This window comes from Arthrobacter sp. KKT183 (assembly GCF_055657625.1).
In genome coordinates this window covers 2,666,233-2,683,130 of the sequence record NZ_CM145770.1, presented here as the reverse complement: position 1 = coordinate 2,683,130, position 16,898 = coordinate 2,666,233, and the positions used below count along the sequence as shown (strand labels likewise).

At 64.9% G+C, this 16,898-nt stretch carries 19 protein-coding genes and 1 tRNA gene; 12 read left to right on the top strand and 8 right to left on the bottom strand.

Annotation, left to right across the window (positions count from 1 at the left end; all coding sequences use genetic code 11):
• Positions 1-90: 90 nt before the first annotated feature.
• Positions 91-843, top strand: coding sequence for an alpha/beta fold hydrolase (locus tag ACZ2GY_RS12765; RefSeq protein ID WP_471672047.1), 753 nt, complete (start codon positions 91-93; stop codon positions 841-843).
• On the top strand, positions 830-1,510 hold the full coding sequence (locus ACZ2GY_RS12760) for an esterase/lipase family protein (protein WP_471672046.1): 681 nt from the start codon (positions 830-832) through the stop codon (positions 1,508-1,510). Before ACZ2GY_RS12765 ends, ACZ2GY_RS12760 begins: the two co-directional genes overlap by 14 nt.
• 4 nt (positions 1,511-1,514) lie before the next feature.
• Here the strand turns inward: ACZ2GY_RS12760 and ACZ2GY_RS12755 are convergent, their stop codons facing one another.
• A complete protein-coding gene (locus ACZ2GY_RS12755) occupies positions 1,515-2,255 on the bottom strand; it encodes an MBL fold metallo-hydrolase (protein ID WP_277359270.1) in 741 nt (246 codons plus the stop codon).
• A gap of 152 nt (positions 2,256-2,407) precedes the next feature.
• Here ACZ2GY_RS12755 and ACZ2GY_RS12750 point away from each other — a divergent pair, with 152 nt between their 5' ends.
• Positions 2,408-3,679: an MFS transporter gene (locus tag ACZ2GY_RS12750; protein WP_277359269.1), complete on the top strand. Its 1,272-nt coding sequence runs from the start codon at positions 2,408-2,410 to the stop codon at positions 3,677-3,679.
• A gap of 37 nt (positions 3,680-3,716) precedes the next feature.
• Here ACZ2GY_RS12750 and nagB read toward each other — a convergent pair whose 3' ends face one another.
• Positions 3,717-4,493, bottom strand: a complete 777-nt coding sequence (gene nagB / locus ACZ2GY_RS12745; RefSeq protein WP_471672045.1) for a glucosamine-6-phosphate deaminase — start codon at positions 4,491-4,493, stop codon at positions 3,717-3,719.
• 2 nt (positions 4,494-4,495) lie between these two features.
• Positions 4,496-5,701, bottom strand: coding sequence for an N-acetylglucosamine-6-phosphate deacetylase (gene nagA, locus ACZ2GY_RS12740; protein WP_471672044.1), 1,206 nt, complete (start codon positions 5,699-5,701; stop codon positions 4,496-4,498).
• 239 nt (positions 5,702-5,940) lie between these two features.
• Here nagA and ACZ2GY_RS12735 point away from each other — a divergent pair, with 239 nt between their 5' ends.
• The 3 genes from ACZ2GY_RS12735 to htpX all read left to right on the top strand — a co-directional run bounded on the left by ACZ2GY_RS12735 (position 5,941) and on the right by htpX (position 8,330).
• Entirely contained in the window at positions 5,941-6,678 is a 738-nt protein-coding gene (locus tag ACZ2GY_RS12735) for a GntR family transcriptional regulator (protein WP_277359266.1), read from the top strand.
• A 48-nt stretch (positions 6,679-6,726) separates the two neighbouring features.
• Complete coding sequence (locus ACZ2GY_RS12730) at positions 6,727-7,374, top strand: 4a-hydroxytetrahydrobiopterin dehydratase (protein WP_471672043.1); 648 nt, start codon at positions 6,727-6,729, stop codon at positions 7,372-7,374.
• 77 nt (positions 7,375-7,451) lie between these two features.
• A complete protein-coding gene (gene htpX, locus ACZ2GY_RS12725) occupies positions 7,452-8,330 on the top strand; it encodes a zinc metalloprotease HtpX (RefSeq protein WP_277358726.1) in 879 nt (292 codons plus the stop codon).
• Between the two features lie 78 nt (positions 8,331-8,408).
• Here htpX and ACZ2GY_RS12720 read toward each other — a convergent pair whose 3' ends face one another.
• A complete protein-coding gene (locus ACZ2GY_RS12720) occupies positions 8,409-8,897 on the bottom strand; it encodes a YajQ family cyclic di-GMP-binding protein (protein WP_056543842.1) in 489 nt (162 codons plus the stop codon).
• Between the two features lie 117 nt (positions 8,898-9,014).
• On the opposite strand from ACZ2GY_RS12720, the gene ACZ2GY_RS12715 reads away from it, so the two are divergent.
• Positions 9,015-9,302: a hypothetical protein gene (locus ACZ2GY_RS12715; RefSeq protein WP_471672042.1), complete on the top strand. Its 288-nt coding sequence runs from the start codon at positions 9,015-9,017 to the stop codon at positions 9,300-9,302.
• Between the two features lie 117 nt (positions 9,303-9,419).
• Positions 9,420-9,501: transfer RNA gene (locus ACZ2GY_RS12710), tRNA-Tyr, on the top strand.
• 69 nt (positions 9,502-9,570) lie between these two features.
• Here the strand turns inward: ACZ2GY_RS12710 and ACZ2GY_RS12705 are convergent.
• Positions 9,571-9,978 (bottom strand): hypothetical protein, encoded by a 408-nt coding sequence (locus tag ACZ2GY_RS12705; RefSeq protein WP_471672041.1) that lies wholly within the window; start codon positions 9,976-9,978, stop codon positions 9,571-9,573.
• 226 nt (positions 9,979-10,204) lie between these two features.
• Between ACZ2GY_RS12705 and trxA the strand changes: the two genes are divergently transcribed.
• Positions 10,205-10,615 (top strand): thioredoxin, encoded by a 411-nt coding sequence (gene trxA, locus ACZ2GY_RS12700; protein WP_277358723.1) that lies wholly within the window; start codon positions 10,205-10,207, stop codon positions 10,613-10,615.
• A gap of 197 nt (positions 10,616-10,812) precedes the next feature.
• Here the strand turns inward: trxA and ACZ2GY_RS12695 are convergent, their stop codons facing one another.
• Positions 10,813-11,775: a DNA-3-methyladenine glycosylase family protein gene (locus ACZ2GY_RS12695; protein ID WP_471672040.1), complete on the bottom strand. Its 963-nt coding sequence runs from the start codon at positions 11,773-11,775 to the stop codon at positions 10,813-10,815.
• A 103-nt stretch (positions 11,776-11,878) separates the two neighbouring features.
• Between ACZ2GY_RS12695 and ACZ2GY_RS12690 the strand changes: the two genes are divergently transcribed.
• On the top strand, positions 11,879-13,255 hold the full coding sequence (locus tag ACZ2GY_RS12690; RefSeq protein WP_471672039.1) for a cystathionine beta-synthase: 1,377 nt from the start codon (positions 11,879-11,881) through the stop codon (positions 13,253-13,255).
• Between the two features lie 23 nt (positions 13,256-13,278).
• Positions 13,279-14,433 (top strand): cystathionine gamma-synthase, encoded by a 1,155-nt coding sequence (locus tag ACZ2GY_RS12685; protein WP_346027227.1) that lies wholly within the window; start codon positions 13,279-13,281, stop codon positions 14,431-14,433.
• 4 nt (positions 14,434-14,437) lie between these two features.
• On the opposite strand, the gene ACZ2GY_RS12680 is transcribed toward ACZ2GY_RS12685, so the two are convergent.
• The gene (locus tag ACZ2GY_RS12680) at positions 14,438-14,890 is read right to left on the bottom strand and encodes a hypothetical protein (protein ID WP_471672038.1); all 453 of its coding nucleotides are present in this window, start codon (positions 14,888-14,890) and stop codon (positions 14,438-14,440) included.
• 1 nt (position 14,891) lies between these two features.
• Entirely contained in the window at positions 14,892-16,067 is a 1,176-nt protein-coding gene (locus tag ACZ2GY_RS12675; protein WP_471672037.1) for an amidohydrolase, read from the bottom strand.
• Between the two features lie 65 nt (positions 16,068-16,132).
• Here ACZ2GY_RS12675 and ACZ2GY_RS12670 point away from each other — a divergent pair, with 65 nt between their 5' ends.
• The gene (locus tag ACZ2GY_RS12670) at positions 16,133-16,885 is read left to right on the top strand and encodes an SDR family oxidoreductase (RefSeq protein WP_471672036.1); all 753 of its coding nucleotides are present in this window, start codon (positions 16,133-16,135) and stop codon (positions 16,883-16,885) included.
• Positions 16,886-16,898: the final 13 nt, after the last annotated feature.

Below are 16,898 nucleotides of genomic sequence, written 5' to 3'. Positions count from 1 at the left end.
ACCAGTCAAACATCTGTTGTGAGTAATTCATAATAAGCCGAACCTAACGGACTACGCTGGATGGAGATGCCGGCGATGAAGGGTAGGAGAATGGGCCGCGGGCCGTGGGATGACGTAGTTAAGGAGCGCGTTGCGGACTGCGTGGTGACCGTGCGGAGAGTGGGGCGGGGAGATCCTGTGGTGCTGGTTCACGGTATCGGCGTCTCGGCCCGCTACTTCGAGCGTCTCGCCGCCGAACTGGCGCGGAACAGCGCGGTGTATGCCATCGAGCTGCCCGGGTTCGGTTCCTCTCCAGGGCCGCACCGCCCGCTGTCTGTTCCGGAGCTCGGAGAGATTGTGCTGACCGTTCTGCGCAACCTCGATGTGGGCTCCGTGGTGCTTATTGGGCACTCGATGGGGTGTCAGGTGGCAACCGAAACTGCGGCGCACGGGCCGGAGCTGGTGCACAAACTCGTGCTGCTTGGCCCTACCGTGAATGATCGCGAACGCTCCATCGGCAAGCAGGCGCTGCGGTTGGCGCAGGACACGCTGCGTGAATCACCGGCCGTGAACCTGATGGTGTTCACGGACTATCTGCGCTCGATCGTGCCGTATCTGCGGACCCTCCCGGCGATGGTCGGCCACAAGCTCGAGGAGGCGCTTCCCCGCGTAGCGTGCCCGGTGGTGCTGATGCGCGGGGAACGGGATCCGATCGCCCCGACGGACTGGCTGCTGCGGCTGGCCGACGCCAATCCCAATGCCACAGTGGTGGAGGTTCCGGACGTTCCGCACGTCCTGATGTACAGCCGACCGGCAGAGACCGCTCGGGGGCTGCTCACGGGAGACCCGCATGCGGCTGCTTAGGCGCGGCGGGGCGTGGATCCTCGATTACGCCTATGTTGGCTTCTGGCAGGCCCGTGGCTTTCTCTTCCGCGGCGATGCTGGTCGGCAGCTGTCCGGGGACAAGGCGCCCGTGATTCTGCTGCCCGGTATCTATGAGCCCTGGCAGTTCATGAACCCGGTGGCATCCCACCTGCACGCAGCGGGGCATCCTGTGCATGCGGTCACCGCTCTGGGCTACAACCGTGGAACCGTTCCCGCGATGGCTGAGCTGGTGGAGCAATACCTGCGTGAGCGAAACCTGACCGACGTGGTCCTTGTGGCCCACAGCAAGGGTGGCCTGATCGGGAAGTACGTCATGACCCTGCCGGATTCCGCGCCGCGTGTCCGTCAGCTCATTGCGGTGAACTCGCCGTTTTCAGGCTCGGTTTACGCCATGTTTGCGCTGCTGCCGAGCCTGCGGGCCTTCTCGCCACGGAACCGGACCCTGAACGCGCTGCGCGCCAACCTCGCGGTGAATTCGCGCATCACCTCGATCTACGGGACGTTCGACCCGCACATTCCGGGCGGCAGCGAGCTGGTCGGGGCCACCAACGTGCAGTTGGATGTGATGGGGCACTTCCGGATTCTCGGGAACGAGCGGCTGCTGGCGGCGATTGACACCGCCATCGCCGAACACGCTTCGGACTGATCCGTCAGGACGGCCCATTCAGCCTGGCGATGGCTACGGCGTCTGCCGGAGTTGAGAGCCATGGCTCGCCGTGTCCGGTCAGCACCCTGTCGGCGGGAAGCGCCGCGATCCGGTCGAGCGATTCCAGTGCCTGCGGTGAGTCCGCCGTTGCCGCTCCGGAGACGATCTGGGGTCCTTTCAGGCCGGTATAGGGATTCAGGGTGACCAGTGCGTCGCCGACGATCAGCGTTTGCCGGTCCGCGAAGTGGAGGGCCACATGGCCGGCGGTATGGCCGGGAACGTGGACGATCTCCGGGGTGCCGGGAAGGTTGCCCGCAATTCCGGGCACAAGCGGCAGCGTGTCCGTGACGCCGCGGACCGTCAAAGCCCCCGCCAGTGTCATTCTGCCGAGGATCGGCAGGCTTCCCGGATTGCGCAAGGGCACGGTCAGGCGGTTCAGCTCGTGCTTGTAGCGGTAGGGATGCGCGGCAATGTAGGCGTCCCCGGGATGGACAAGAATGGGCAGGCGGTAGGTAGTGCGCAGCTTGGCGGCTACGCCCACGTGGTCAAAGTGCGCGTGAGTGAGAACCAGTGCCACCACCGAATTCTCGAACCCGAGTTCCCGCAGCGCGGCCCTGATGTGCGGCCAGATGCCCGGAAGGCCGGCGTCGACAATCATGACGCGATCCTCCTGCTCAACGAAGTAGACGTTCACGTGGGCGTGCTCGAGCCAGTGGATTCCTTCAGCAACTTCGCTGGTAAGCATGACGATTTTCCTCCCGCTGGATGATCGGCGACGCACCGCACTGTGAGAGCAACCCTAGCCACCGTAGGAAGGAAAGTCAGCAGGCTGATGAAACGGTAGGAGGAACCGTGAGTCGTTGCCGGAGGTAACCGCTCCGCCGGTACACTTGCCGGGTGCCCAGACTCCTTGCCGATATCACTCCGCTAAAGGAAAGTCCGGCGTTCCGCAGACTGTACTTCGGCACGGCGCTGTCCGCGATCGGCACCAACCTCACCCTCGTTGCAGTCAGCCTGCAGGTTTACGACATCACGGGATCAAGCCTGAACGTCGGTCTCATCGGGTTGTTCGCACTGGTGCCGCTAATCTTCGCCGGCCTGTATGGCGGCGCGGTGGCGGACGCGCATGATCGCCGCAAGGTGGCGCTGCTGTCCGGTCTGGGACTGTGGGCGTCAACCATCGGCATCGCGCTGCAGGCCTGGATGGGTGCTGACAACATCTGGCTGTTGTACCTCCTGATCGCCGTCCACAGCGGGTTTGCAGGCATCAACCAGCCCACGCGGACGGCCATCATCCCGCGGCTGGTGCGCCCTGAGCTGCTTCCCGCAGCCAACGCCCTGTCCATGATCACGTTTGGGCTCGCCTTCACCGTCGGTCCCATGCTGGCCGGCGTGCTCATCGCCCAGGTGGGCTATGGCTGGACCTACACCATCGACGTCGTTACCTTCACCGCCGCGCTGTGGGCGCTGTTCCGCCTGCCAGCCATGCCGCCGGAAGGGCCGGTGCGCCGAGCCGGCCTTGCCACCGTCATCGAAGGATTCCGCTACCTCGGCACGCGGCCGAACATCCGGATGACGTTCCTCATTGACCTTGCGGCAATGGTCATGGCCCAGCCGCGCGTGCTCCTGCCGGCGGTGGGTGCCGTGTTCATCGGCGGCGGTGAGCTGACCGTCGGCATCCTGCTGGGAGCAAGCGCATTCGGGGCAGTCCTATCCGGACTGTTCTCGGGTCCGTTGGGGCACATCCACCGGCAGGGGCGGGCGGTCCAGTGGTCCGTCGTCGGCTGGGGCGCGTCGATCAGCGCCTTCGGGCTGGTCGTCATCCTGGCCGGGCGGTCACCCGACGGCGGGATGACGCCGTGGATCATCCCTGCCGCCGTCTGCCTCCTGTTGGCGGGTGTTTCGGACTCGGTCAGCGGCGTCTTCCGCAGCACCATTCTGCAGTCGGCAACTCCCGATGCGATGAGGGGGCGCCTGCAGGGAGTGTTCATCGTCGTCGTCGCTGGCGGCCCCAGGCTGGGGGAGCTGGTGGGCGGCGGGTTCGCCGAGTGGATCGGTGAGGGCTGGACGGCGCTGTGGGGCGGGATCGTGTGCATCCTGCTCGTGGTGCTGCTGGCACGCCTCCAACCGCGCTTCGGCCAGTACGATTCCCGGAACCCCGAACCCTGACCGGCGCTGCCCGGACTGACGCTGCCGGCGACCAGTGCTACCGGCCCAGCAGCTTGTCGTTCAGTTCCTGCGCCCTGCGGTAGTAGTCGATCAGCTGCAGCTGGGAGGCTGCCTCGGGATCCAGAACGACGACGGCGCGTGGGTGCAGCTGCAGGACCGAGGCAGGGCAGAACGCACTCACCGGTCCCTCAACCATTGCCCGGACGGCGCAGGCCTTGTTGGCACCCAGCGCTACCAGCACCGCTTGGTGCGCCTCGCGGATGGTTCCGAGCCCCTGGGTCAGGCAGAGCTGGGGAACCTCACCGCCGGGGAAGAACCGTGCGTTGTCTGACCGGGTGGCTCCGGCGAGGGTCTTGACCCTGGTCCGCGAATTGAGGGACGACGTCGGCTCATTGAAGCCGATATGCCCGTTCGCACCGATGCCGAGGATCTGGATGTCGACGCCGCCGGCTTCGCGAATGGCCTCGTCATACCTGACGGCTTCGGCCCGCAGGTCTTCCGCGTCCCCGTGAGGAGTCAGCAGTCGGGATAGCGGGAGGTCCACGTGATCCACGAACTCGCGGCGAATGGTTGAGTGGTAGGACTGGTCGTGATCCAGCGGGAGCCCCGCATACTCATCGAGCGTGAACGCCGTGGCGTCGCTGAAACTCAGCTGTTCTTCCCGATGGCGACGGATCAGCTCGCCGTAGGTTCCCGACGGCGAACTGCCCGTCGCAAGGCCCAGCACTGCCGGCCCTTGCCGTACGCGTACCTCGATGATGTCCGCGGCGCGCGAACCGACCTGTTCCGGTGACTCGCAGATGATGACCTGCACAGTTAAGACCTTTCCTTTGGTGCTGGCTGTTGCAGGGCACCTGAGCGGTACACCTGCAGTACTTCGAGCTCGTCCGAGGCGACCACTACATCTGCCCGCCGTCCGGGGCTGAGCATTCCGACGTCGTCGTTCCCGATGAGCCGTGCCGGAGTGGAGGATGCGGCCGCAACCGCATCGGCGAGGCTTATGCCCCAGTCGCGGCAGCGCCGCACGTTCTCCAGCAGGCGGCTGGTGCCTCCGGCGATGGCGCCGGCGGTCCAGTCCGGGGAAGCGAGCCGCGCGGTTCCGTTGCGCACCTCGACGTCCAGTGTGCCGAGCGTGTAGTCGCCGTCGCTCATGCCGGCGGCGGCCATGGCATCCGTGATAAGAGCGATACCGTCCGCGCCGACGAGGCCGAAGACCATCCGGACGGTGTCCGGGTGCAGGTGCGCGCCGTCGGCAATCAGTTCCAGGACCATGGAGTCCGGCGCACGGCGGGCTGTTTCGAGCAGCACTGCGATCGGTCCTGGGCGGCGATGGTCCAGAGGAGGCATGCGGTTGAACAGGTGCGTGGCCGACCACGTCCCGCCCGGATTGTGCTCAAGGGCCGCACGCATCTGCGCGGCGGTCGCCGCCGTATGCCCGACCGACGGAACGACGCCGTGTTGCCGGCAGAGGGACACCAGCTCGTCGAAGTGGGGGGTTTCCGGGGCCAGTGTGAGGGACCGTATGGTTCCACGCCCGGTTTCGAGCCACTGACGAAGCAGGGCGGGATCGCCGTCGATGATTGCCGCGGGGTTCTGTGCCCCGCACATATCGGCGGCGAGGAACGGGCCTTCGAGGTGCAGGCCGGCGAGAGTTCCGTCGTCGACCAGGTCCCGCAGCGCCTCAATCTGTACCATCAGCTCCTCAGCCGGTGCGGAGACCAGCGAGGCGAGCAGCGACGTCGTTCCGTTGGCAGCGTGATGGGCCGCGACAGCGCGTGCGCCGTCGGGGTCGGCCGAGAAGGTGTGCCCAGCCCCGCCGTGGCAGTGCAGGTCAACCAGCCCCGGCAGGATCACCGGGACCTCCTCGACCTCCTGCGGACTCCCGGCTGGCAACTCCGACGCCGGTCCGCACCATTCGATGCGGTCCCCGGCGAGCCAGATGGCGCCGTCGTCAAGAATGTCCGCGGCCGGCTGGCCGGTGACCAGCCGGCCGCGGAGTACCCGGTTCTGGCCGCTGTTCATCTGGCCCGGGCATCCGGTCGGGGTTGGAAGTTTTGTGCAGCTCCGGTGGCATCGAGGCCGGCGGAGTCACTGAAGCTGCACAAAATTTCCCGGCGGTGGGTGAGCTGCCTGCCATAGGGCGTCATGCGGGTCCTTAGGTCTTCAGGGGCAAATGCATACTGGTCGGTTCATTCGGTGACACAGATCGAGTTCCTGGCGCAGTGACTGGTTATAACCAGTTGTTCTGATATTACAGATGCATGGAGAAAACGCACAGCGCCGGTGTAAACCGGTCAGGCGAGCTCAAGCATCTCCGGTTGCGGCGCCAGCTCCAGGAGCTCGCGCAAGGATTGAAGCCGGGCGAAGCGCTCCCCGGTGAACGCCAGCTCGAGGAGATGTTCGGGGTTTCGCGCATCACCGTGCGCCGAGCCATTTCCGATCTCGTCCGGGACGGCGAGCTGGTACGGGAAAAGGGCAAGGGCACCTTCGTGTCCCATGGCATGGTTCGGTCGGTGCTGCACCTGGCGTCCTTCAATGACGACATGCGCGCTGCCGGGTTCCAACCCAGCACCCGCGTGATCACAGCTGAGCTCTGTGAACCGCCGGACGCCGCGGCGTCGCATCTTCGCCTTGCCGAGAATGCGCCGGCATACCGGTTGAGGCGACTCCGGCTCGCCAACAATGCACCCGTCAGCGTTGACGAGTCCTGGCTCCCGCCAGCGCTGCTTCCCAACCTGCTGGCCGAAGACCTGACCGGTTCCCTCTACCGCGTGCTCTCGGCGTCCGGGCATCCGGTGCGGCGCGTGGAACAGACCGTCCAGGCAAGTGCTGCGTCAGCGGATATTGCGCAGCTGCTCGACATCGCGCTGGGCGCCCCGGTGCTCCTCTTTCACCGGCGCTCATTCACCGGACCGGAAGAACCCGGCACGCCGATCGAGTATTCGATCTCCACCTACCGGTCCGACCGCTATCAGATCTCGATGACCCTCGCGCAATAAGGCGCTCCGATAGGTCACAGCTGCCCCGTGCCGCGACATACTGGGGTCATGGACAAGCTCACCAGCACGCAGATTCTCGACGCCGGGCTCAACGACTGGCGCCAGCTCGCGCAGGGCATCCACGCCCGTTTCCGCACCGGCAGCTTCACCGCGGGGCTCCGGTTCGTGACCGCTGTGACCGAGGCCGCAGAGGCAGCCAACCATCACCCCGATGTCACCCTCACCTACCCGCACGTGGACCTGAAACTGATCAGTCACGACGTCGGTGCACTGACACAGCGCGATGTGGACCTCGCACGAGCCATCAGTTCCATCGCGCAGGAGCAGGGCCTGACGCCGCAGCCAGGGGCGCTCGCCGAAGTGGAACTCGCGCTCGATACCGCGGCGCTCGCCGACGCGGGACCGTTCTGGGCCGCGTTGCTCACCGGCGATGCCCGCAATGTGAGTGGTGACGACGTCGTGGACCCTTCCGGCCGTGTTCCGCTGCTCTGGTTTCAGGGCACAGATGCGCATGAAACCCCACGGCAGCGGTTCCACCTCGACGTGTGGGTGCCGCACGACGTCGCTGACGCGCGCATCGCCGCAGCCGTCGCCGCAGGAGGCGCCGTCGTCGACGAGGCGCAGGCGCCGTCTTTCACCGTGCTGACCGACGGCGAGGGCAACCGCGCCTGCGTGTGCACCGTCCTTTCACGCTGAAGGGCTGCGGAACTGACGGCGGAACAGGGTGCAGCGCAGCGCCGTTGTACCGGTAGGTAAGTCAACAAGGAGAACAGGTGCACAACCACTTCAACGGGGCCAAGACGGCCCTGCTTTTCGGATCCCTGATGGGGATCTTCCTGCTGTTCGGTGCGGTGATCGCTTCGGCCACGCGCAGTTCGGCGTTCCTGTGGATCTTCGCGCTGATCGGTGTCGGCTCGATCGCGTACAGCTACTGGAACAGCGACAAACTCGCTATCCGCAGCATGAAAGCTGTTCCGGTGACGGAGCAGCAGGCGCCGGCGATGTACCGCATCGTGCGCGAGCTCAGCACCAAGGCGGGCAAGCCGATGCCCCGCCTGTACGTCTCGCCGACCATGGCGCCCAACGCATTTGCCACCGGCCGGAACCCGGAAAACGCAGCGGTCTGCTGCACCCAGGGCATCCTGCAGATTCTCAGCGAGCGCGAGCTGCGGGGCGTGCTTGGGCATGAGCTGATGCATGTCTATAACCGCGACATCCTGACCGGGTCTGTTGCCGCCGCTGTTGCCGGCGTCATCACCTCGGTTGCGCAGATGTTCGCGTTCACTGGCCTCATGGGCGGCAACCGGAACTCGGGTGGCAACCCGATCGCGGCGCTGCTGTTGGCGTTCCTTGCACCGCTTGCTGCGGGGCTCATCCAGATGGCCATCGGCCGAACCCGCGAGTACGACGCCGATGAAGACGGCGCCCGCCTCACGGAAGACCCGCTGGCTCTCGCCTCCGCCCTGCGCAAACTCGAGCGCGGAACGCAGCAGGCGCCGCTGCCGCAGAGCCAGCAGCTGGTCAACACCTCGCACCTGATGATTGCGAATCCGTTCCGCGGCGGAGGGGTGAAGAAGCTGTTTGCCTCCCACCCGCCCATGGCACAGCGCATTGCCCGCCTGGAGGGTATGGCCGGCCGCACCCTGCAGTAGTACCGATTACAAGCCCAGAACGACGACGGCGACGCCCCCTCTCAAGGGAGCGTCGCCGTCGTTGGTTGGCTGGGATGCCTACCGCATGTTCACGAACTGGAGGTCAGCCTCGTCAAAGTTCTTGAGCAGAGCCATGGTGGCCTGCAGGTCATCGCGGGACTTGGAGCTGACGCGCAACTCGTCACCCTGGATCTGGGATTTGACGCCCTTGGGTGCCTCATCGCGGATGAGCTTGTTAATTTTCTTGGCGATGTCCTGTGCGATGCCCTCTTTGATGGTTGTCTCGAGGCGGAATTCCTTGCCCGAGGCGTAGGGCTCGCCGGTGTCGAGGGACTTCAGCGAGATGCCGCGCTTGATCATCTTGGACTGCAGGACGTCGAGCACGGCGAGCACGCGCTCTTCCGAGTTTGCCTTCATGAGGATCATCTCGCCGCTGAAATCCACCTCAGCTCCAACACCCTTGAAATCGTAGCGCTGGGCAAGTTCCTTCTGTGCCTGGTTCAGCGCGTTGGCAACTTCCTGCTTGTCTACCTTGCTTACAACGTCGAATGTGGATTCACTGGCCACCGTTGCCTCCTTCTGGTTGGTATTTTCCTGCTCCTACCCTAATTCACAGCTTCGGGACAGGCGGCGTTCATGTGCGGGTGAAACGGTGGAACCCTCAGCCGTTCTCAGGAGGAACTCTTGACCGCGCAATCGCGTCGCTACTTTGTCCATGCCCGACATGCTGTTGCCGGGTCGCTGATCATGGCCGCCTCGCTGACAGGGGTGGGAGTGGCGCCGTCGGTTGCCGCATCGCCCATCGTTACGCTGCCGCAGGAGCCGGATGTTGGGTCAGAATCCTCGTCTTCTGTCCGGTTGCAGGGCGTACGCGCGGACCTTCAGAACGCGGTGGAGATGGGCCTGGTGACCGCTGACCAGGCGAAGGGCTTCTACGCGCAGATCGAGCGTCGGGTGGCGTCCGGTCGCTGAATTCGGCTATACCGGAACACGATTCGATAATGCGCGGGATGTTCTGTAAAGTTATTTTGCCTGCGGACGGCGATCCGCGGGCAGTCTTCCTGAAGAGTTTCTCTTCACGAGACGTTCGGCAGATTACCCGAGCGGCCAAAGGGGGCTGACTGTAAATCAGCTGGCACAGCCTACGGGGGTTCGAATCCCTCATCTGCCACTCGCCACGAAGGCCCGTACTGCCCGGAAATCCAGGGTAGTACGGGCCTTTCGCTGTGATCGCGCTGGATCAAGCAGCGCTTTGGGCACCAAGCGCGTGGATGTCCCAGAGGTAGCAGATGGTGCTCGCATCTGTGTTGTGCAGTGTGTTGAAGTAGAGCCACTGCCAGCCTGTAGCGCCATTGCTGTCCATCGGTGCAGGAGGACACTGCTCGGGCGTGTGCCAGCTTTGCCCATCGAAAAGGTGGTGCACGTCTCCGGCCGGGGTTGCTGCCAGTTCCTCGCCGTGCTGTCCCCGAGGAAGCACGAGCTTCTCTTTCAACACGGTTGCAGGCGCCACGGCATGTAGTTCCGTGCGTCCTGGATCGGCAATGAAAGGGAGTTTCGAGAACAGGTCGTCGAGCAGAGCGATGCTGCGTTCGAGTGATTCTTCAGCATCCAGTTGGTGGGTGAGAATCAAAGCCGTATGGCGGGTCATCTTGCGTCCTTTCCGTAGCGTTTTCGTCCGCGAAACTGACGCTATTCGAAGCGCTCCGCCCACAGTGGCACTTGCAGGAAAATGTGGATAACCGCCACCCACGTGTCGGAATTGGAATGAAGCGCGCCGTCTTGTCTGCGCGCATCCAGCCTCGCGTTGTACCAAGCGGCCTCGCGCAGAGCGAACAGGACGAGACATCTCCGCCGATTCTCGTTAGCGTGAAGACATGGCAACTATTGACATCACTGAGGCAACTTTCCCCGAGACCATCGAAACGAACGACATCGTGTTCGTCGATTTCTGGGCTGAATGGTGTGGCCCGTGTAAGCAGTTTGCTCCCGTGTACGACGCCGTGTCCCAGCAGCACAGCGACGTCACCTTCGCGAAGGTGGACACTGAAGCCGAGCAGTCGCTCGCCGCGGCAGCAGGCATCACCTCCATCCCCACGCTGATGGCGTTCCGCGAGAAGGTCCTCGTCTTCTCGCAGCCGGGTGCACTGAACAACAACCAGTTCACCGAGCTGGTCGACGCCGTCAAGGCACTGGACATGAAGGAAGTCCACGCACAGGTCGCCGAGCAGCAGGCCAAGGCCTCCGCTGACGGCGCGCAGCCTGAAGGTGCTCAGCCCCAGGCATAACAAGACTTCGTCGAAGGCTCCGACCCCCGTCAACAGTGGGGGCCGGAGCCTTCGCACGTTAAGCCCCAAAAAAACGCACAATCCTGCAGCTTCTGGCCGGACATGACGACGACGGCGCAGCCAACCGCCGGAAACAGGCGGACGGCAGGAACACCGACAGCGAGAAGGTGCAGGACTGCGCGCACCGGCAGCAGAACCTACCGCCGCCGGTGGTCTTCGGGCGACAGCCGCGGACCGTACGCCTGCTTCCGGAACCCGCTCGCGTACAACATCCGCACCACCCGCTGACGCTGGCCCGCCCACGGTTTGAGCAACTCAAGCATTCCGGCGTCGTCAGTGCGCTCGCCGGTCAGCGCCGCCCCAACGAAGGCCGCGAGGTGGAAGTCGCCCACCGAAATCGAATCGGGACACCCGTGCGTGCGCTGAAGCACCTCGGCGGCAGTCCACACGCCGATCCCGGGAATCGAGCACAGCCCGGCGTGCACACCCGCAGCATCCAGTCCCGCCAACCGCTCCAGGCCGGACGCGACGCCGGCAGCCCGCAACGCTGCGGCCGACCGTTTCGAATCAACACCTGCCCGGTGCCACTCCCAAGACGGAACCCGCCGCCACTGTGCAGCAGTCGGAGGCAGCCGAAGCTCCCGCGGAGCGCCGGGCGCTGCCGGTGCGGGATCACCGAAGCGGGTCACCAGGTACCGCCATGCCCGCTTCGCCTCAAGCCCCGTCACCTTCTGCTCCAGAATGACGCGCACGACGGCGTCAAGCATCCTTCCGGTTGCAGGCAACCGGAGGCCGGGCTGAAGATAGCGGCCCTTCCGGGCCAACTCGGGCAGCGCGGCCGCGAAGGCAGGGGAGTCGAACCCGCTCCAGTCATCGACCAATCCCGCCAACTGCGGAACAGAGGCAAGGGCAAGGGAGGCACCCGGTCCCCACGCTGTTGCGTGCACTGAAGATGACCGCAGACCGCCCCGCTGGGACAAGCGAAGGGTGGCCGCGCCGTCGTCGTTCCGGAAAGCCATCCACACTGCGCCTTCTCGGATCACGACAGTGGGATCGGAAGGACCGCACTGCAGCGGTCCGACGGAAGGCAGTAGCGCGTACGGCTCATGGAGCTCCCACTCTGCCGACAGAGCGGCCGGGGCGGAAGCGGTGATGGTCATGCTGTTAATGCTCGCACGTGCCGGTGACGGTTCGCCGGTCGCAGGTGCGCCGTCAGATCCATTGAGTGAGTTCCACCGAGTGCATAGCGGTAACTTGTTAACCATGAAGTTCGCCAACTCCGTCCTGGATCTCATCGGTAACACCCCCCTCATCAAGCTCAACAAGGTCACCGATGGCATCGCCGCTACGGTTCTGGTGAAGGTGGAGTACATGAATCCCGGCGGGTCGGTGAAAGACCGCATCGCCGTCAAGATCATCGACGCCGCAGAGAAAGAGGGCAAGCTGGGGCCAGGCGGCACCATCATCGAGCCGACATCGGGGAACACCGGCGTCGGCCTTGCGCTGGTTGCCCAGCAGCGCGGGTACAAGTGCATCTTCGTGGTTCCGGACAAGGTGGGCGTGGACAAGCGCAACGTCCTGGCAGCGTACGGCGCCGAGGTGGTGGTCACGCCGACGGCCGTAGCGCCGGACAGCCCGCAGTCCTACTACGGTGTCTCGGACCGCCTGACGCGCGAAATCCCAGGTGCCTTCAAGCCCGACCAGTTCTCCAATCCCAACGGCCCGCTCAGCCACTATGAGAGCACCGGCCCTGAGATCTGGCGGGACACCGAGGGGCGGATCACGCACTTCGTCACCGGCGTGGGCACCGGCGGCACCATCAGCGGCACCGGCCGCTACCTCAAGGACATTTCGAAGGACCGCGAGTCGGGGACCGTCCGCGTCATCGGCGCAGACCCTGAAGGCTCGGTCTATTCCGGCGGCACCGGGCGCCCGTACTTCGTGGAGGGCGTCGGCGAGGACATGTGGCCGGACGCCTATGACCCGTCGGTTCCGGATGAGATCATTCCCGTGAACGACGCCGAGAGTTTCGCCATGACTCGTAGGCTCGCCCGTGAGGAGGGCCTCCTGGTGGGCGGTTCGTCCGGTATGGCGGTAGTGGCCGCGCTCCGCGCGGCGAAGGACCTTACCGAGGAGGACGTCGTCGTCGTTCTTCTGCCTGACAGCGGCCGCGGCTATCTCGGCAAGATCTTCAATGATGACTGGATGAAGTCCTACGGCTTCATGGACAGCGGTGATGAGTCGTCGGTCGGCGAGGTGCTCCGCTCGAAGAACGGCGCGCTGCCGGACCTCGTGCACACGCACCCGAATGAGACCGTCCGGGACGTCATCATGATCATGAATGAGTTCGGCGTGTCCAACATCCCGGTCCTCTCGCAGGAACCGCCGGTGGTGATGGGCGAGGTCCTCGGCTCCGTCGATGAGCGCCATCTCACGGAGAAGATCTTCCACGGCACAGCCAAGCTCACCGACAAGATCTCCGAGCACATGGGGGAGAAGATGCCGCTCATCGGCTCGCTTGAGTCGGTGACCAGCGCACGTGAGCGGCTGCAGGGCAGCGACGCCCTGATGGTTACCTTCGTGGGAGCGCCCGTGGGAATACTTACGCGCCACGACCTGCTGACGTATCTGAGCAGCTAAACCTTTCGAAGGAGAGCAACCCAGTGACCTCAACCAACGGCTTCAACACGCGCGCAGTCCACGCCGGGCAGACCCCTGACCCCACCACGGGCGCGGTCATTCCGCCGCTGTACCAGACAACCACCTTCGCGCAGGACGGCATTGGCCAGCTGCGCAACGGGTATGAGTACGGGCGCGGCACCAACCCCACCCGTGATTCCCTCCAGGCCCAGCTCGCAGCGCTTGAGGGTGCGGAGCATGCTTTCAGCTTCTCCTCAGGCCTTGCTGCCGAGGACGCCCTGATCCGGGCAGCTCTCCGGCCCGGCGATCACATCGTTCTGGGTAACGACGCCTACGGCGGAACCTACCGGCTCATCAACCGCGTGCTCGCGGACTGGGGTATCACCAATTCAGCTGTAGACATGTCGGATCTCGACGCCGTCGAAAATGCGGTGAACTCCGGGAAGACCCGCATGGTCTGGGTTGAGACGCCGTCCAACCCGATGATGAAGATTACCGATATTGCAGCCATTGCAGCCATCGCGAAGAAGGCCGGCGCGATGCTGGTTGTCGACAACACGTTCGCAACCCCGTACCTGCAGCAGCCGCTCTCGTTCGGTGCCGACGTGGTTGTCCACTCGACCACGAAGTACATCGGTGGGCACTCGGACGCAAGCGGCGGCGCCGTCATCCTCAATGATGCTGACCTTGCCGAGAAGGTGGGCTTCATCCAATTCGCAGTGGGCGCCGTATCCGCGCCCATGGAGGCGTGGCTGACCACGCGCGGGCTGAAGACCCTCGGTGTGCGGATGGATCGGCACAGCACCAATGCGCTCGCGATCGCCCAGTGGCTCCAGGGTCGTGAAGAAGTGGAGCGCGTCTACTACCCGGGCCTGGCGGATCACCCCGGCCATGAGCTTGCTGCGCGCCAGATGCGGGACTTCGGCGGCATGATCTCCGTGTCTTTCAAAGGCGGAGAGCAGGCCGCGCGCACGGTCGCTGAATCGACGGAACTCTTCACGCTCGCGGAATCCCTCGGCGGCATCGAGTCCCTGATGAACTATCCGTCCGAGATGACGCATGCCTCGGTCAAGGGCACTGAGCTGGCGGTGCCGGAGAATCTGGTGCGCCTGTCCGTGGGCATCGAGGACGTTGAGGACCTCATCGCGGACCTTGAGAAAGCGTTCACGAACCTCTAGGAGATCAGCGCTTCCGAAACGGGCTGACCGTCCGGCTGGCCAGCCGCACCCACTTGTTCTGCGGCTTCGGGCTGATCCGCTGGAACCAGGCTGTCGACGTCGGCAGCCACATCAGCACGACGCCGATCAGCATGACCACGCTCACCACGGACAGGCCGGGCGTGCGGCGGACCAGGATTGGAACTCCGACAATGAGCCCGATCGTGGTCAGAAGTTCACGGGCGCCGCGTTTGCCCCGGCGGAGTCCCAGCACCAGCACCAGCTGAACGACGGCGAGTCCGCCCAGTAGCGCACCTAGGCCGATCAGCCCCGCCCGGTCTATCTCCTGGGCTGCCGCGGAGATCAGGAAGCTTGCGGCGGCGATCAGGAACAGGACGCTGACCAGCACCTCCACGGCAATCGCTGCCCGAATGGTCAGCGGCCGTGGCGGAAGGTCTGGGCGGGGCTGTCGTGCCACGTCAGCCGCGGGGAGCTACGACGCCGGTGCGCGCCGCCTCGTCGTAACGGTAGACCTCTTTGCCGCCGATCCAGACGGTGAGCGCACGCTGCATGACATCCAGCGGATCACCGCTCCACAGGACGACGTCGGCGTCCTTGCCCGGCTCCAGGGAACCGATGCGCTCAGCCAGCCCCAGCACCTTCGCGGGGTTGATGGTGATGGAGCGCAGCGCCGTGACCGGGTCCAGCCCCTCCTTCACGGAGAGGGTCGCCTGGTGAACCAGGAAGTTGATCGGGATGACCGGGTGATCCGTGATGATGGAGATTTCGACGCCGGCCGCCGCCAACTTCCCCGGGTTGGCGATCGAGCGGCCGCGCAGCTCCACCTTGGACTTGGTGGTGAACAGCGGTCCGATCAGCACCGGGATCCCGCGCTCCGCCAGCACATCGGCAAGCAGGTGCGCTTCGGTACCGTGGTCAAGCACGAGGTCGTAGCCAAACTCGTCCGCTATGCGCAGCGCAGTGGCGATGTCGTCAGCGCGGTGGGCGTGCTGCCGCCACGGAATCTCGCGGCGCAGCACCATGGCCAGGGCCTCAAGCTTCGGGTCACGGGCGTTCTCGTCCGCCTTGCCCATGTAGTTCTGCGCATCCATGAACGCCTTACGGATGATCATGGCCGTACCCAGCCGCGTGGATGGCGTTTGCTTCTTTTCGCCGTACACGCGCTTGGGATTCTCGCCGAGGGCGGACTTCAGCCCGCTGGGGGAGCGCAGCACCATCTCTTCGATGTACCGGCCGTGCGTGTGGATCGCAACGGCGAGGCCGCCGATAGGGTTACCGGATCCGGGATTCACGTTCACCGAGGTCACTCCGCCGGCCAGGGCGTCGTCGAATCCTGGGTCGTAGGGGTTCACCGCGTCCAGGGCGCGAACGCCGGCGGTGACGGGATCCGTCATCTCGTTGGTGTCATCGCCGGCCCAGCCCTCGCCCTCTTCATGCGTGCCGAGGTGCACGTGCGCATCGACGAAGCCGGGAAGGAGCCACTTGCCGTCGGCGTCGACGACGTCGGCACCCTCCGGAGCGGTGACGTCCGCTCCGAGTGCGGAGACCTTGCCGTTTTCGATCAGCACGGTTCCGTCGAAGGGTTCGCCTTCAATGGGAACGACGTGCGCGTTGATGATTGCTGTGACAGTCATGGGTGGAGACCTTTCGCCGGTGGTGGGGGTCACAACCAAACTTACCGTCTGCCTACACTGATCCGATGATGCAACGATCAGCCCTGATCACCGGCGCCGGCCGTCCCGAGGGGATTGGGGCGGGAATCGCCCGTGCCCTCGCCGCGGAGGGATGGGACCTTGTCCTCTCCTACTGGCACCCCTATGACGAGCGGGTGAACCAGGCCACGGATCCCTATACCCAGTTGCGGGATCTCGCCGCGGAGCTGGAGGCGATCGGCTCACGCGTCACGTTGCTGCCCGCAGATTTGGAGCAACCGGGCACGCCGGATGCACTGATCTCCGACGCCGCCGAACTGGGTCCGCTGACGGGCCTGGTGCTCTCACATGCGGAGAGCGTTGACTCATCAATCCTCGACACCACCGTGGAAAGCTTCGACCGTCATTTCGCCGTCAACGTCCGTGCAGCGTGGCAGCTCATCCGCGCCTTCGCGCTGCAGTGCCCGGACGACGGCGGCGCAATCGTCGCGCTGACCAGTGACCATACGGTGCACAACCTGCCGTACGGAGCATCGAAGGGCGCACTCGACCGGATCGTGATCGCTGCGGCACGCGAGTTGGGGGAGCGGAAGATCAGTTCCAACGTTGTGAATCCAGGTCCGGTGGACACCGGATGGATGACCGACGAGGTACGCGAAGCGCTCATCCAGCAGCAGCCAACGGGAAGCCTCGGCACGCCGGCCGATGTGGCCGGCGTCGTCGCTTTCCTTCTCTCGCCGGCGGGCCGATGGATCAACGGTCAGCTCATCAAGGCCGACGGCGGGTTCTCGGTCTCCTGAAAAGCGCCGGCGC

Bases quoted from the DNA above. Each gene is read 5' to 3' on its own strand.
- ACZ2GY_RS12705 (WP_471672041.1), bottom strand. From the start codon at position 9,978: ATGACCCGCCATACGGCTTTGATTCTCACCCACCAACTGGATGCTGAA.
- ACZ2GY_RS12755 (WP_277359270.1), bottom strand. From the start codon at position 2,255: ATGCTTACCAGCGAAGTTGCTGAAGGAATCCACTGGCTCGAGCACGCC.
- ACZ2GY_RS12735 (WP_277359266.1), top strand. From the start codon at position 5,941: ATGGAGAAAACGCACAGCGCCGGTGTAAACCGGTCAGGCGAGCTCAAG.
- ACZ2GY_RS12765 (WP_471672047.1), top strand. From the start codon at position 91: ATGGGCCGCGGGCCGTGGGATGACGTAGTTAAGGAGCGCGTTGCGGAC.
- ACZ2GY_RS12670 (WP_471672036.1), top strand. From the start codon at position 16,133: ATGATGCAACGATCAGCCCTGATCACCGGCGCCGGCCGTCCCGAGGGG.
- ACZ2GY_RS12690 (WP_471672039.1), top strand. From the start codon at position 11,879: ATGAAGTTCGCCAACTCCGTCCTGGATCTCATCGGTAACACCCCCCTC.
- ACZ2GY_RS12760 (WP_471672046.1), top strand. From the start codon at position 830: ATGCGGCTGCTTAGGCGCGGCGGGGCGTGGATCCTCGATTACGCCTAT.
- ACZ2GY_RS12695 (WP_471672040.1), bottom strand. From the start codon at position 11,775: ATGACCATCACCGCTTCCGCCCCGGCCGCTCTGTCGGCAGAGTGGGAG.
- trxA (WP_277358723.1), top strand. From the start codon at position 10,205: ATGGCAACTATTGACATCACTGAGGCAACTTTCCCCGAGACCATCGAA.
- nagA (WP_471672044.1), bottom strand. From the start codon at position 5,701: ATGAACAGCGGCCAGAACCGGGTACTCCGCGGCCGGCTGGTCACCGGC.
- ACZ2GY_RS12675 (WP_471672037.1), bottom strand. From the start codon at position 16,067: ATGACTGTCACAGCAATCATCAACGCGCACGTCGTTCCCATTGAAGGC.
- ACZ2GY_RS12730 (WP_471672043.1), top strand. From the start codon at position 6,727: ATGGACAAGCTCACCAGCACGCAGATTCTCGACGCCGGGCTCAACGAC.